The following is a 15,300-nucleotide window of genomic DNA, read 5'->3' on the forward strand; positions in this document are numbered from 1 at the left end:
TGTCGGCATCCACCATCAGTGAGCATTCCGACAGCCTCCTAATGGTTGGTGAGATCAGCATGTGCGATCCGCGCATCGTCGACTCGCGCAGGCACAATGCGGACCTGTTGGATCAGAAGATCAATCGCCGCGAGCCCCTCATCAACAGCCATTCACTGATGGCGGGATACATCGAGGCCATGAACACCTGGAAAGCCGATGAGCAGGAGCTGAATGAAAAACGTCAGACCCTCAGCACCCGTCTGGAACAGATCAAACAACGAGCGGTAGAGGACATGGCCAAAGCCCGGCAGGCCGAAACGGACGCTGCGACTGCGTATGCACAGGCCGTCGCATGGGGCGACACCGAAGGCGAAAAGACCGCCAACGCCGATGCGCAAAAAGCCGCAAAAAACCTGGCAACCGCTGCCGAACATGATCGTCGACAAGGCCTGATCATATCTGCGCTGGAGCAAGAGTTGCTCACCGTAGATCGATACATCGCCGAAGCGCAGGAAAAGCACAAGGGCATAGAACGCGGCGCCCTGTGGCTCTCCCAGACGGTGCTGGAAGAGAAATGGAACGAGGCCGCTAAGACACTCTTCGATGTGGGCGGAAGGCTCTGGGCGAATTACAACCTGCTCGGCATTGATCAAGTGAGCCTGTTGAAACTGGCGGTTCCGCAGGAAGGCGAAACCGTGGTGAATTGGACGTGGCATCAGCTATCGGAGCGGTCTCGCAACTACAGCGCACAGAACCTGCTTCAGCTCAACGATATTTCGACACCTCAACAGGCTGCACTCGTGAGCCAACTGGAGCAACGAAAGGATGAAAGCAGTGAACAAGCCACTACAAAACAGCACGAGCTGGGCTGATACGCTCAAGGCCCGGAAAGCTCATCTGGCTGCACTGTTGAAAACCATCAACGCGACCTCAGCCAAAGTCAGTCAGATACAAATGCTGACGATCAAGGCATTCAAAGCGGAAATGGCGCACATTGAAAGCCAACTGATACGCCGGAAATAGTGCGAAACATGTCATCAGCGCTATATATCCTAATACCGAATACAGTCATAAATAAGGAAACACAATGTCCAAACTCGCAGAATACCGCCAGCTCGAAAAACACCTTGCCGAGCGACTCCAGGCACTGGAAAAATGAAGAGTGATGATGGGCTGAAGAAAGAGATCGAGTTCGAGACGAAGCTCCGTGGGCTTCTAGATCAGTACGGCTTTAGCTTGAAACACATCATCAATTTGCTGGACCCACAGAGCACCAAGCGTAGCCAAGCGCCAACCCCGACGCCCGGTACGCGTAAGCCTCGAGAGCTGAAGACATACAAACACCCTCACACTGGTGAAGTCGTAGAGACCAAAGGCGGTAATCACAAGACGCTAAAAGAGTGGAAAATGAAGCACAGCTCTAACGAGGTGGAAAGCTGGCTTAAAATGTAAAAACGATTCATCAGAAAGGGCCCGAACGGGCCATTTTTATTGGGTCATCGTAAGACAGATATACACCTGCTTAATACCTCTTCATTGCCTATAATCACAACGTTCAACCTTTTCCTTGCGCGGGTAATGTTCTGAAATAGCATTTTAGTCATATTATAATACGCCGCCCCCTTATAATATAATTCGCCAGCTGCGTTATAAGAAAAATACTGATCAATCGGTATTGCAACACCGTCAAACTCTTGACCAATAACCCGATGCGATGTCTTTTTGGCAATTGCACAATATTTTTCATGATGTTCATTTCCGTATTGCGACGGAGTAAATCGCAGCACTTCCCACCCGGACTCATCTAACGAATCAAGATAGCATTTTGCATCCTCTAAGCTATTAAAATAACTAAGCTTAATGTTGTTCGTATTTGACAAGGGTAGATTTCTTTTACTATTAAAAAGAACCCTTATAAAGTTTGCAATTTCTTTGTTTGTACGGATTTTTTCGGACAACTTGTGAAGGACCAAGTTTTTTATGCCATTTATGGAAGCATCAATATCGCTTGTTTCTTCCCAGTTAGCTAACGTCTGAAGCTTGTCGTAGGAGAAAATGCAACTCCCGCTCGACGCCTCAACCTTAGCAATAATATCCTTCAACTGATGAGGGCGAACACGCTGCGACTCATCAACAACAACCAAATCATATCTCGCCAAATCATAGGATAAGTAGTTTTTTATAGGAATAATATCCCAACCACACCTTATTAGCTCAAGCTGCCCCTCATTCAACTGCCCACAGTGGATAATAAGATTATTTTTCTTCATTTGTGTCAATTGTTTCGAAATATCATATACAAGCAGAGTCTTGCCTGTACCCGCACTGCCTATTACCGAAATAAATCTCACCATTTTCGGCCCAGCTAAATACTGCAAAACTCGATTTCTAATTTCTTCCTGCTGATGAGTTAGAAAATATTCGTCACGCAAAAATTTCTGAGTAGAGTTGAAGGGTGAAACCAAATAATCAGAGGGATTAAAAAGATCATCAACAACTTCTTCGTGATTTATTTCCTGGGAAGCAAGCAGGTCTCTCAAAGAACTAAGATCGACCTTTACTAGGCAGTTGTCATCTTTTAAATAATACAGCGTCGCCACATCCGACACATAGGTAAAGCAATATACATATCTACCAACACAAGACAGATAATACCTATTTCTTACTAGCTGATCTTTTATTTTTTCTTCTGAACATGTTTTCTTAAGCTCAATATTGATAACATTGTTTTTCCCAAACCTTAACAAGTCAAACTCTTTACCTATTTGGGGGATTTGATAGCCAACGTAAAACGCAGAAAAGGCATTAGCATTATCTGATAAATCATACAACCCGCCCACCAGCCCCTTCAGATCTTCTATTTCTGCTGGTTTTATTTTTATATTATGGTGCGTTAAATACTCGTTAAACATAGGAGGCGTTAACGAGGTGTTTGCTTGTACCAAAGACAGGATGTTTATGTAGTTCACGCTATACCCCGGCAAAGTCCCATTAAAAATTTAACTCCCTTTTCTTAATCCAGCGACCTTGGCCATCCGAGGTCAGGGTCGGGATTCGATTGAACGGCAATAGCTGATACCGACCTAATGTAGCCCTTTCAATGAGACAATGAAATTAAGAGCAATTCCACTTCTTACTTTCTCCAACGCTCAATGACCTGAGCGAAGACAACATCGCGCCATGGAGTTTTCCACTCACTATGAACCTTGACGCTTTGGGAATGTGGTTCTGGAACCGGTAGCGGCATCTTGATCACAGCTGGCAGCAACACGGCGTCACCGACCACAACGCACTCGCCGGGAGCCAGGTTGGGGAGAATCTCTGTGATCGCATTGGCGTTGTCGGGAAATAGCCGTCGCACATAGTTCTGATCTGCGTCGTTCGTCAGGCGCAAGGAAATGAAATTGTTGCACTGGGCGAATATTGTTTCCGATACTTCCGAGGGTCGTTGGCTCACAACCATCAGGCTCAAGCCGTATTTCCGTCCTTCCTTTGCGATGCGTTCTATAGATTTTCGGGATGCGCGATAGGCTGCGTGACTGTCCCGCGGTACATAGTTGTGCGCCTCTTCGCACACGAGCATAACAGGGATGTCATTGAGCTTGCCTTCGGCATGCTGCAGTTTGGAATAATGAAAGCAAAAGTCAAAGATGAGGCGAGAGATCAGGCTTACCGTGACGCTAAGAACTTCAAACGGAACTCCGCTCAAGTCCACAATGGTAACGTTCGCCTTGTGGACGTAGCCGATGAATTGCTTCATCAACGCCTCAAAGTCATCAGTAACATGCGCCTGCCCATCAGCTTTCTTTGAGTTCAAAAGAAACCTGAGGCGCTTATCAGCCAATTTCGCCTCCAACCGCGAAACGAACCTATTGAACTCTCCATTGAATGGCCCATTGGTCGCCTTGGTCGCTGCCGCAGTCGAGTTGGCTGCAAAATCGTGGATTTTTTCGAAATAAATTTTCCGGTCAGACACTAAATCACCATTGGCTAGCTTAGGCTTGTCTTCTCCAGGCAACCGACCAATGACCTCTCGATTCAGGTTTTCGATGAAATTGTAAACCTCCTTAATTGCGAAATAAACAGGAGTGTCGTAAGTCACTTCCGGAACATTTGGATTATGCATCTCTTTATTCAAAACAACAGCATACTTGAACTGACTAACTTGGTTGTGAGAGTTAGATTCGTTACTCTCGATAAACATGCTTTCGAGCTCCTCCGAATTCATCAACCAGTAGGGGAGTTGGAGGGAATCTATATCTAGGCGACTCAGAGTGAAAGACTCTGCCGCGTGCAAAGTAAACGCAGCGGTATATTCATCATGGATATCAAATATAACAACATGTGAGTTATTTTGCATGTCCTTGTTACTGTTTTTACGTTGAGATATCCCAACGATACCCTGTAGCACACTCGCAACAGTGCATGATTTACCAGAGCCGGTGGAGCCCACAACGGCAATATGCTTACTGAAGAATCTATTGCCGTTGATCATAAGATCAATGGCTTTATTCATTGAAAGTTTGCCAAGAGGGAAATCGTGATCACCATCCGCCGAGAATATCTTGTCTAAGGTATCGTTTTCCGCAATGAATGCATGTTCCGTTGGTACCGGCAAGAGGAGACTACTACGGTCAAACGTTTTGTCATCTACCAGGGTTCCTATCGCCTGGCACTCAATCTGGAAGTTCCAGGTCGGCTTTCCGTCTGGAGTGGTCGTGTTTGTGCCTTTGATGTTTCGGATGGTGGCAATCGTAAAATCATGGTTGCCTTGTGCAATCTTCAGAAACCGGCCAACCTGCAGTCCTTCCTTATTTTTCTCGAACGCGTCAAGACTATCCACCGCAACTATGACGGCTTCTGGCGCACACGAAAGCACAGCTCCAATCTTAATAGGCATTGCTCATCCCCATCATATATCTGATTTCATCAAATTTTTCGGCACCTAGGGCTTCAAGATTCACATCCTGAAGGTCTAGACTTGTAATATCTCCATCTCCAATTACAAAAAAATCATCCGCCTTAATTTTAAGCTTAAGATTTTTGTAATCCTCCCAACGAACAAACCGCAAAACAAACTCTTTTTTATCCTTTAGAACCATTGGCTCACGGAAAAAACTGATCTCGGAAAACGCCTTCACTGGTCGCCCGAGGTTTGGCACCACATCCTTCCCGATTAATCGTTCCGCAATTTCATCAAATAAATCTTGAGGAACATCCAGCGCAAAGAGGGGGGTGTGCGTATGTGCCTGCTTAAAATGGTACTTATCAATAAATGACTTGATAAATAGGACAATTTGTTCATCGAACTGCTCTAGGAATGCAGGAAATACAACCAAGAAGCGCAGGCGAACGTTTGCACTAAAATTTTCTTTTAGCTGTTTACGTCGCGTCTCCAAAACCTTCTGTCGCGTCTTTAACGCAAGTGTCCATTGAGAAACCGCAGTAGATCTAATCCGGCGCAATGCTTCCAAAAAATCCCTCTTAGTGATTTTTCTAAGCTTTTCCTGATGCTTGATACTTAGATCAGCTATGATTTGAATGGCATTTGGATAAAACAGTGTTACCACTTCACCCTTATTGAAGCCAAGAGCCTCAAGCAGATTTGAGTTTTCCTCCACCAAATCGTCGTACTTTGGCGTTACCGTAATTGCAAATACTTTCAGGAATTCATCAACATTAACACCAGCAACCTCTGCAACCAACGTTTTTAAGTCTTTGTTTTTCGAGCTGAGCGCACTCTTCAACTCGACAGCGGAGATGACGATTTCTGGATTATTTGGAAAGTGTGCAAACAGATGATATTTTATTTTCGCGACTGGATTGGACTTAAAGTGCTTCATCATCTGAAGCAAAGGATCATACAGAATACTTGGAGTATATTTATCTTGGGTCTCGTGATATTTACACTGAATTGCCTTGATACCCGAAAATGTTGCTACTTCAATATCTTCGACAATACCTTCGATAGTAATTTCCGCCTCATCCGCCGCTTTCAGAAGTTCAGCGAGCGTCTGATTAAACTGGTACAGGAAACCCTGGATTGTGTAGTCGGCCGAACGTCCCATCTTGACCTCTGCATTTTTCTATTCCGTTAAATTCGGGAGGCCGGCCTCGCTGAGCACTGCTCGAAGGATGTTGCGCTCCTCGCTGTAGGTCCAGGCACTTGGATGATGAATTGCAATGTGCCGCGCTGCCTCCTCCCAAGACGCATACCAATCATCTTTTACAGCGATGAATATAGGGGGGCGGCCATCGAACTGGTCGCTGGTAATGTCAATAACTACACCGTCGTGCTCAAGCCACGCATGGGAGCCGCCGCCACGTTCGCCACACACGTATTCAACCCGCAAACCTAGCTGAGTGTTGAGATAGTACCCGAGCAGCTCCGAAACGACACCACAACAGCCCCGTGGGAACGCCTGCAGGTGCGTCGGGAGCTGGCCTCGTAATTTTTGTGCATCAAGCCCTTTACGAAAAGAATGAGTGACGACAGTAAAATCCAATATTTTCCTCCTCGCATTTCTGATGCGACCTACGTTCTGTATCGACCCCAGCTTAGTAGACGCTTTGAATGTCTGCTTTTTTTTGGCTGATAGCTACTTGGCACAAAAGGGAGCTGCTGGGCTGCTGGGCAGATAATGATCCGAAGGGCATACATCAAAGCGCTCATTCATTCTTCTAAAGCGTTACACCAGTTAGCCTAGTAACACTGACACTACTGATGCGCAACGACAGTGTTACTCAATAAATATTCAATAAATACAGTTAGTTAGATAACACCGTTACCCCCGTAACATGGGTAACACAGCTTTAAGAGGAAACGTAGCCCCACTCCCCGGAAGCATCATTCCCTCCAGCGATTGCCACGTGCATGGTCCAAAGCACGCCGGGGTCTTTGAGGCGTTCATTAAGACACGGGGCAGGGAACCCGCGCGTCTTGAGTAGCGGACGTTTTCACAGCTTAGTGAACTGGTGAACCCGGTGAACTTACCCAATCGGGTGGTGAACACAGACGTTCATTCGTCCAGCTACTGATCTGCTACTGTCAACCCGTCAACTGTCAACCAACGTCAACCGATCAGCAGCTACCAAACTCACGCGGGTTTCATGCCCCGTATGGTCAGTAAATCTCCAGGGTCCCAGCAGGTTTTGAACTCAGCCTACCACCTCACGGATTTCTGCTAGCGCTCGCGCGATAGCGGTGCTATTGAGGTTGAAAGAACGGGGCGACCTGCAAGGAAAGCAATAGTGCGTGACGAACGAGATTTACCTGTTGAAGGGGATTGCACCATCCCATCCCATCCCGTACCGGCTGACGAGCTTTCGCGTTATAGCGTTGAGAGTGACCTTCATGCTGAGCGAGATATCGCTAATTATGTCGAGGGGCAAGCTCCGGATGAGATCGTTCAGCACGTAGAGCGAATCAAAAAAGAAATCGTGCTGGGGGGGATTTATGAAATCTGGGACGTGACGACCGACAAGGATCGTTGGTGGGTCATCACAAACCTCACGAATCTTTATTCCCAGAAGCACTTCCCTACACTCGACTACACCATCTCCTTTCATATTGGGCTGATGATGAGATTGAGGAGCCGGCCTGATCGAATTGATAGTTCAGATCCAACACCGTTTGACGAAGTGTTTAGACGCATGGACCAGGCCGATGCTCGCCACGATGCTGCCGTCGAAGCAGAAGATTTCCAGGCTGTAGGCATGCTGTTGCGTGAGGCTCTGATCTCATTGATAGGTGCCATAAGGCGGTTGAGCGAAATCCCCCAAGAAGTAGATCGCCCACAAGATGCCAATTTCATCGCATGGATTGACCTGCTGATGAATCACCTGTGTGGGGGCGGAAGCAACAAGGAATTGCGTCAACATTTGAAGAACCTCTCCAAGGAGGCTTGGCAACTATCTAACTGGTTGACCCATACGAAGAGCGCGAGCAGAACGGCCTCGTCGATAGCTATCCACACTTGTCAAACTGTCGTAGGTCATATGATGCAGGTACTTAAGCGGGAGCAGCAGGATCAAACGGACCTGTGCCCGATCTGTAAGTCACGTGACGTCCGCAAGCACTTCGATATCGATATCCCGCCTGAAGGCGATTCCTATCTCAGCTGTGGCGTCTGTGATTGGCACGATCATCCAGGAGCGAATCCTTAAAAATTATTCTCGGGATCTTTTAGCCTCAAGCAGCCGTGGCCCTGTATGCCCACGTGTATGCCTAACTGAGAGGCTGTCAGCAGAGCCCTTATAAACCGGGCCTCTGACAGCCCAGTTCAAACGACGCCTGGCTATTAGTAATGGCCAGTGGCAGGCCTCCTGAGTCAAAGCCCCCACGAGGGCTTCACAGCCTAGGCCCATTGCCTCAAAAGCAGTTAAAACCCAACCCCTCACCCCAACAACCCAGCAGCCCCAACCATCTTCACCCCCCACTCCACCCGCTCCGGAATACCCTGAATCAACACCCCCCGATCCTCCCCCAACAGCGCTCTAAGCTGATGGGGAGCGAACACCAGATCGATGAATTGACGGGCCAGTGCATCAGGGGCCGTGGGCTGGTCCGGGCCTGCCAAAATCGCCGAACGTACTCTGATAAAACCGCCTTCCCACCCGATTCGATTCACTTCAGCCGCCAGCAGCGGGGTGCGGTTAGAAGTGGTGATCACCAGGCGCATCATGGCCAGGGTATCGGCTTGAAGCGCGTGTTCGAGGATGCCGTGGCCCACGTGCCGCAGGCGGCCTTCGAGTGGGAGCGCGGGAGTTGTTTCGGCGGGCACCAGCAAGGTGGCTACGTGGCGTCGCACCACGGCTTCGAACAGCGCTTCCTTGTTGGCGTAACGGGCATAGAGGGTGGCTTTGCTGGCACCTGCGGCGCGGGCGATGTCTTCGCATGAGGTGCCTTCGAAACCGCAGGCCAGAAAGCGTTGCAGGGCGGCATCCAGCAATCGACGCTCGGCCTCGCCCGCCTGGTCTTGCCTGGGCCTGCCGCCTTTGGATTTGGTCTTGATCGCTGTCATGGCCGGCAACTTACAGCCCGCTTGTTTGTTCGTCAACTAAACGGTAACGTTCAGTTAAATGGAAGCAGGTGAACGCCGTTTCTACCTATTCATAACGACCAAGGAAGCGCTTTGTGAATCACGCGACTGCTTTACCCATTGTGGTTGCTGGCGCTACGGGAGATCTGGGCCACCGCGTCGTGCGGGCCTTGGCAGAGCGCGGTGCCCATGTCATAGCGCTGGTTCGGCCGGGCACTGAACCAGCCCGGCTGAATGGCCTGCGCAACAGCACCACGACGATCACGCCTGTTTCACTGGATGACGCCCAGGGCCTGCGCCGCGCCGTTGCGGGTTCGGGTTGTGTGGTGTCTACGCTCAACGGCCTGGAAGAGGTGATCATCGAGCAGCAGGGCAGGCTGTTGGAGGCTGCGGTGGCGGCTGGCGTGCCCAGGTTCATTCCCTCGGATTATTCGCTCGACTACACCCGTACCCGGCCTGGTGATAACCGCAACCTGGACCTTCGCCGGCGCTTCGTCACTCAGCTTGATGCGGACGACATCAGCGTGACCTCGATCCTCAACGGTGGCTTTCTAGAACTGCTCGAAGGCGACGCACCTATCGTGCTGCCCGGACGGCGGGTGCTGCATTTCGGTGATGCACAACAGTCGCTGGATTTCACGGCCAAGGACGACGTAGCCGCCTTCACCGCCGATGCTGCGCTGGATTCTCACACGCCGCGCTTTCTGCGCATCGCCGGTAACAGTCTGTCGCCTGCGCAGATCGCCAGCCTCCTCACCGAGCTGACCGGGCAGCGTTACCGCACCCTGCGCCCCGGCAATATCGGCACGCTGTCCACCCTTATCGGCGTGGTGCGTGCGCTCACGCCGGCCAGTGACAAGCCGTTCCCGGCTTGGCAGGGCATGCAATACCTGCGCGACATGATGAGCGGGCGCGGCAAGCTGCTCAATCTGGATAACGACCGCTATGGCCAACGTGAATGGGCATCCGTGCGTGACACGCTGGCCCGTACCCATGTGCAAGGGAGCAACCAATGACCCACCTTATCGAGCCTTTTCCTCTTCAAGTCCCCCAGGCGCAACTCGACGATCTGGCTCAGCGCTTGGCGCAAACCCGCTGGCCTGACCCCGAAACCGTGTCCGACAACAGTCAGGGACCACGGCTCGAGCGTCTGCGTGCGTTGGTCGAGCGCTGGCGTAATGGCTATGACTGGCGGGCCACCGAAGCCCAACTCAATCAGTGGAACAGCAGCCGAGTCGAGATCGACGGCCTTGGTATTCACTTTCTGCACATCCGCTCGCCTCATCCTGACGCCTTGCCCTTGCTGATGACCCACGGTTGGCCGGGCTCGATTCTTGAGTTCAGGAAGATGATCGGGCCACTCACCGACCCTGTTGCACACGGTGGGCAGGCCAGCGATGCGTTCCATTTGGTGATCCCGGCGCTACCGGGCTTCGGTTTCAGTGATAAGCCGCGTTCTACAGGCTGGGGCGTGGGCAAAACGGCGGCGGCCTGGGCGCAGTTGATGGACCGTTTGGGCTATGGCCAGCGCTGGGCCGCTCAGGGTGGGGATTGGGGCGCGGCCGTGACCACCGCCCTTGGGCACATGCGCCCGCCTGGCCTGATCGGCATTCACCTGAACATGGTCATGTACCAACCCACCGAGGCGGAAATCGCCCAGGCCACGCCTGAAGAACAGCGCATGTTGGCCGACGCGCAGCGCTACGACCGAGAGCTTTCCGGTTACATGAAAGTGCACAGCACCCGGCCGCAGTCAGTAGGCTTCGCCCTGGCGGATTCGCCCGTTGGCCTGGCGGCGTGGGTGTATGCACTGTTTCAGGATGCCTCCGACAGTGGCGGCGAGCCTGAGCGGGTAATCGAGCTCGATGCGCTGATCGACGACATCATGCTGTACTGGTTGCCGAATTCCGGTCCCAGCTCGGTGCGTTTCTATTGGGAAGGTATGCGCGAAATGCAACAGCAAGGCCCTGCCCCCGCGATGCCGATCCCTGCCGGCGTAAGCATGTTCCCGGGCGAGCTGCTGCGCCTGTCACGGCGCTGGGCGCAGGCGCGTTTTGACGACCTGCGGTTCTTCGCGGAAGCCGAGCACGGCGGCCACTTCGCGGCCATGGAAAACCCGAAAACGCTCACCGAGCATGTGCGTGAGACCTTCCGCCTGCTGCGTTAATACTTTTGCAGGCGTGCTGAATATCTTGGAGGTGGAGCGCCCCGCTACAACCGGAAACAGCCACTCTCGGAGTTGGCGGATGCTCGGTCGTGGGCGCGCTGTGAGGCAATTTCAAAAAATTACCTCAAGCATGAACCCAACGAGTAAAGTACCGCCGCCCGAGACGGGGATCCGGGTTTTCCCATGGAGTTTCACCTTGAAGTCATTTAGCAAAGTCGTAGCCGCAGCAGTATGTGGTCTGGTTCTGGCGGGTTGCACCGGCACCCCTATGAAAACCCCGCAATACGACAGCAGCCAATACACCGTCGTAGGTCACAGTGAAGCAAGCGCCACCGGCCTGATGCTGTTCGGTCTGATCCCGATTCGTCAGAACGACCGTTTTGTTCGTGCGCAGAACAGCGCCATCCAGGCCAAGGGTGGCGATGCGCTGATCAATACCCAAGTGCAGGAGAAGTGGTTCTGGGCCTGGGTCCTGAACGGCTATACCACCACCGTTTCTGGTGACGTGATCAAGCTGAAAACGGCTAAATAAGCGCCGCTCGGTTTCAGAAAGCCCGGTTCGCCGGGCTTTTCTGTTTCTGGCTGTTGGCGGATGCGCTGTTGAGCGAGGAGTAAGAGCAGACACGCATCGTTGCCAACCGCCAAAAGGTTTAGCATTCAGCCCTCCTTCGGATGTGAAGTTTTCTGCATGACGGCCTTCTACCTCAAGTTACTCATTACCCCCGCGCTCATGCTGGCCATTTCGTTGGCGGCCAGGCGCTGGGGCACTGGTGTGGCGGGGCTTCTTTCCGGTCTGCCGATGACCTCGGCGCTGGTCATGCTGTTTCTCAGTCTTGAGCAAGGCACTGCATTCGCCTCGATGGCGGTGCCCGGCGCATTGGCCGGGCTGGCGGCGATTCAGGCGACTTATCTGTTTTATTTCCTGGTCACTCGACGCGTTTCAGCGTTGGCGGGATGCATCCTGGCGCTCGCGGTGTATGGCGCGACGGCCTTTGTGGTGAACCTGTCGGGCTCACTGGCGCTGTCGATCATCTTCACGCTGCTGATGGTTGCGTTGATCGTCGTTGCCACCTCGAAACAGGCTCCGCCGGACGTAGCGTCATACGTTGCAATGCCGCGCTGGGTCATTCCGATGCGAATGCTGACCGCCACCCTTCTGCTGCTGGCGGTTACCGCAAGTGCCACCTGGCTCGGGCCGGTGGTCAGTGGGCTGCTGGCGCCGATCCCGGTGATCGCCTGGCCGCTTGCCGTGTTCGTCCACGTTCAGGGCGGGCGTTATGAACTGGCGGCAATAGTCCGGGGCAATGCCATTGGCGCTGTCGGGGTGGTGAGTTTTTACCTGACCCTCAGATATTCCATACTGCAATGGGGCGTGCTTGTGTCCATCGCGGCTGCCGTTTTACTGGCTGTCGTGGTGACGGCTGTGTTGGCGCGGTTGTTGGCGAGGCGGTAGTGCCTATAGTTGTTTCACAGACGTTAAAAAACACTTCAGCCATGCTCCTCAAGGTGCCTTATGAATTTGATACCTGAACTGAACAGCGAGGCCAACGTGCTGATATGCGGAGCCAGCCGAGGTATCGGCCTGGCACTGTGCGCGGCGTTGCTTGCTCGCGATGATGTGGCTCAGGTATGGGCGGTCGCGCGAAAAGCCAGCACTTCCACAGAGCTTGCAACGCTTGCAGAGCAATATGGCCAACGCATCAAACGCGTCGACTGCGACGCGCGTGATGAGCAATCCCTTGGAGCACTCGTGAGCGAGACGCTTGATGGATGTGAGCATCTGCACCTCGTCATCAGTACGCTAGGCATTCTTCATCAGGACGGCGCAAAAGCAGAAAAGGGCCTGGCACAACTGACACTTGCGAGCCTGCAAGCGAGTTTCGCGACCAACACCTTTGCACCGATCCTGCTGCTCAAACACCTGCTCCCGTTATTGCGCAAACAACCTTCAACCTTCGTGGCGCTCTCTGCGAGGGTTGGCTCTATTGGCGATAACCGATTGGGTGGCTGGTACAGCTACAGAGCCAGCAAAGCAGCGCTGAACCAGTTGCTGCACACGGCCAGTATCGAGTTGAAACGTCTTAACCCGGCCTCTACTGTCCTGGCAATACACCCAGGCACGACTGACACGGAACTGTCTCAACCATTCCAGGCGAACGTGCCCGAAGGCCAACTGTTCGAACCGGCTTTCTCGGCGGATCGCATCATAGAGGTGGTAGGCGCACATGGACCGGCCGACAGCGGGACCTTCTGGGCCTGGGACGATAAGCCGATTGTCTGGTGACTTGTTTCACTTGTGAGAATGAGATCGCTGTCCGTCCTCACTAGCGGGCTGTTTTGGTCGGAAAGCCCCCGCCGCTTATAACCCCTTCGTCGGATAAGGCCCACTGCTATCAACGAGACGGCATTACTGGCGTCATACCCCACTCCCAGTGGACCAACTGCAAGTAAGGAGCACGGCATGACCCAGGTATTCAACATCAAGGACGCCACCAACCCTACGGCGCTTGGGAATTTGCAGGTCAAAAGCGCCATTAGCCAAGCCAGCAATAACCCGGTCGAACTCATCGTGCAGGGTACTCCTGGCAACGACTACATACGTGGTGGGCTGGCCAATGAACTGCTGATGGGTGGTGGCGGCAACGACCAGCTAGTCAGCGGGGGTGGCAACGATGTGATGGTCTCCAGTGCCGGATACGACGGTATGGACGGCGGCGCCGGTAATGATGTATTCCGCTTCGACCGCATCGGCGACAGCTATATCAATGGCGGAGGCGAGCACACCGATTCCATCAGCCATTTTGACCCCGCCCACGATACCCTCGACGTGTCGGCCCTGGGCTATAGCCATTTAGGCGATGGCTATGGCGATACCTTGCACATCCGTAGCGAGCCTCTGCGCGGCATTTACTTTTTGGAAAGCTACGAGCGAGACGGTAATGGTAAACATTTTGCCGTGCAGTTCCTGGCCAATAGCGGCCTTATTACCGATGCCAACTTCCAGCCGCTGATCAACGGCACTTCGCACAACGATCTGCTCGAAGGCACAGACGCCAGCGAATCCCTGAAAGCCGGCGCTGGCCGCGACAACGTCGAAGCGGGTGCGGGCAATGATCGGCTGTTCGGCGGCACCGGCGGCGACACTCTGAGCGGCGGCGCGGGTGCCGACAGCTTCGTGTATACCCGGCTCAGCGACAGCTACCGCAACGATGCCAGTGGCAGCTACAGCAGCCGCGACCTGATCACCGACTTCAGTGGCAACGGCCATGACATGATCGACGTGTCCGCCTTGGGCTTCACCGGGCTGGGTAACGGCTACAACGGTACGCTGAAGGTGGTCCTCAACCTGGCCGGCGATGCCACCGCGCTTAAATCATTAGAGGCCGATGCCAACGGTAACCGCTTTGAAATTCTGCTCAGTGGCAACCACGTCAATGAGCTCAACGCCAGCACTGTGCTGTTCGCCCCGCCCAGTGATGCGACGGTTGTGACCACTCCGCAGCCGATCACCTCGGTGAGTCTGGTAGGCGGTGACAAGTCCGACACCCTTTATGGTTACTGGGGCAACGATACCCTCGTCGGCGGTGCCGGAAACGACACCCTCGAGGGTAACGCCGGTGACGATGTGCTGACCGGTGGGGTGGGCGCGGACAAGCTCACCGGCGGCACAGGCAACGACCGTTTCGTGTTCACTAGCAGCGCCGACAGCCATGCGGGCAGCAGCGACCTGATCACTGATTTCATCTGGGGCCAGGACAAGCTCGACGTCGCTGCGCTGGGCGTGACCGGTTTTGGCAACGGCCGCGACGGCACCTTGAGCATGACCTACGATGAAAACACCGACCGTACCTACCTGCGCAGTAGCGAGCCAGGCGCCGATGGGCATGCGTTCCAGGTCACGCTAGCAGGGTTCGACTACACGCGAGAGCTCACCAACGCCGACCTGGTGGTTGCCGATACGGCAGACGTGGCGCTCGTGGGTCAAACCGCCGTCGACCTCGCGAGCTGATATCACCTGAACGCTAGCGTGTGGGCTCCCCTTCCCACCTTTAGTTGTCTGGACGCCTACAAGGCAGGAACAGTGAGCGGTATTGATGCTCACTGCTCCTG

Annotated in this window: 13 protein-coding genes and 1 pseudogene; 9 read left to right on the forward strand and 5 right to left on the reverse strand. The window is 53.1% G+C overall.

What is annotated here, in order from left to right; genetic code table 11:
* Positions 1 to 41: 41 nt before the first annotated feature.
* Positions 42 to 854 (forward strand): chromosome segregation protein SMC, encoded by an 813-nt coding sequence (locus RYA97_RS16120; protein WP_232829607.1) that lies wholly within the window; start codon positions 42 to 44, stop codon positions 852 to 854.
* Positions 855 to 1,069: 215 nt separating this feature from the next.
* Positions 1,070 to 1,434: pseudogene (locus RYA97_RS16125) on the forward strand (histone-like nucleoid-structuring protein, MvaT/MvaU family).
* Positions 1,435 to 1,478: 44 nt separating this feature from the next.
* On the opposite strand, the gene RYA97_RS16130 reads toward RYA97_RS16125, so the two are convergent.
* From RYA97_RS16130 to RYA97_RS16145, 4 genes are all read right to left on the reverse strand, one after another.
* Entirely contained in the window at positions 1,479 to 2,951 is a 1,473-nt protein-coding gene (locus RYA97_RS16130) for an ATP-binding protein (protein ID WP_157973413.1), read from the reverse strand.
* A gap of 164 nt (positions 2,952 to 3,115) precedes the next feature.
* Positions 3,116 to 4,882: an ATP-binding protein gene (locus RYA97_RS16135; protein WP_016982314.1), complete on the reverse strand. Its 1,767-nt coding sequence runs from the start codon at positions 4,880 to 4,882 to the stop codon at positions 3,116 to 3,118.
* On the reverse strand, positions 4,872 to 6,050 hold the full coding sequence (locus tag RYA97_RS16140) for a hypothetical protein (protein ID WP_044295775.1): 1,179 nt from the start codon (positions 6,048 to 6,050) through the stop codon (positions 4,872 to 4,874). Before RYA97_RS16140 ends, RYA97_RS16135 begins: the two co-directional genes overlap by 11 nt.
* Positions 6,051 to 6,068: 18 nt before the next feature.
* Entirely contained in the window at positions 6,069 to 6,488 is a 420-nt protein-coding gene (locus tag RYA97_RS16145; protein ID WP_016982311.1) for a hypothetical protein, read from the reverse strand.
* 745 nt (positions 6,489 to 7,233) lie between these two features.
* Here RYA97_RS16145 and RYA97_RS16150 point away from each other — a divergent pair.
* Positions 7,234 to 8,148, forward strand: a complete 915-nt coding sequence (locus RYA97_RS16150) for a gamma-glutamylcyclotransferase (RefSeq protein ID WP_016982309.1) — start codon at positions 7,234 to 7,236, stop codon at positions 8,146 to 8,148.
* Positions 8,149 to 8,378: 230 nt separating this feature from the next.
* Here the strand turns inward: RYA97_RS16150 and RYA97_RS16155 are convergent, their stop codons facing one another.
* Complete coding sequence (locus RYA97_RS16155) at positions 8,379 to 9,005, reverse strand: TetR/AcrR family transcriptional regulator (protein ID WP_316892678.1); 627 nt, start codon at positions 9,003 to 9,005, stop codon at positions 8,379 to 8,381.
* Between the two features lie 113 nt (positions 9,006 to 9,118).
* Here RYA97_RS16155 and RYA97_RS16160 point away from each other — a divergent pair, with 113 nt between their 5' ends.
* The 6 genes from RYA97_RS16160 to RYA97_RS16185 all read left to right on the forward strand — a co-directional run bounded on the left by RYA97_RS16160 (position 9,119) and on the right by RYA97_RS16185 (position 15,199).
* Positions 9,119 to 10,039 (forward strand): NmrA family NAD(P)-binding protein, encoded by a 921-nt coding sequence (locus RYA97_RS16160; RefSeq protein ID WP_016982305.1) that lies wholly within the window; start codon positions 9,119 to 9,121, stop codon positions 10,037 to 10,039.
* Entirely contained in the window at positions 10,036 to 11,190 is a 1,155-nt protein-coding gene (locus tag RYA97_RS16165) for an epoxide hydrolase family protein (protein ID WP_016982304.1), read from the forward strand. Before RYA97_RS16160 ends, RYA97_RS16165 begins: the two co-directional genes overlap by 4 nt.
* A 196-nt stretch (positions 11,191 to 11,386) precedes the next feature.
* Positions 11,387 to 11,722: a hypothetical protein gene (locus tag RYA97_RS16170; RefSeq protein ID WP_005745763.1), complete on the forward strand. Its 336-nt coding sequence runs from the start codon at positions 11,387 to 11,389 to the stop codon at positions 11,720 to 11,722.
* A 156-nt stretch (positions 11,723 to 11,878) separates the two neighbouring features.
* On the forward strand, positions 11,879 to 12,643 hold the full coding sequence (locus RYA97_RS16175; protein ID WP_016982303.1) for a hypothetical protein: 765 nt from the start codon (positions 11,879 to 11,881) through the stop codon (positions 12,641 to 12,643).
* A gap of 60 nt (positions 12,644 to 12,703) precedes the next feature.
* Entirely contained in the window at positions 12,704 to 13,474 is a 771-nt protein-coding gene (locus RYA97_RS16180; protein WP_016982302.1) for an SDR family NAD(P)-dependent oxidoreductase, read from the forward strand.
* Between the two features lie 177 nt (positions 13,475 to 13,651).
* Positions 13,652 to 15,199: a M10 family metallopeptidase C-terminal domain-containing protein gene (locus tag RYA97_RS16185; protein WP_016982298.1), complete on the forward strand. Its 1,548-nt coding sequence runs from the start codon at positions 13,652 to 13,654 to the stop codon at positions 15,197 to 15,199.
* Positions 15,200 to 15,300: the final 101 nt, after the last annotated feature.

The sequence above is a fragment of the Pseudomonas syringae group sp. 26L6 genome, assembly GCF_032587815.1.
Taxonomy (GTDB): domain Bacteria; phylum Pseudomonadota; class Gammaproteobacteria; order Pseudomonadales; family Pseudomonadaceae; genus Aquipseudomonas; species Aquipseudomonas amygdali.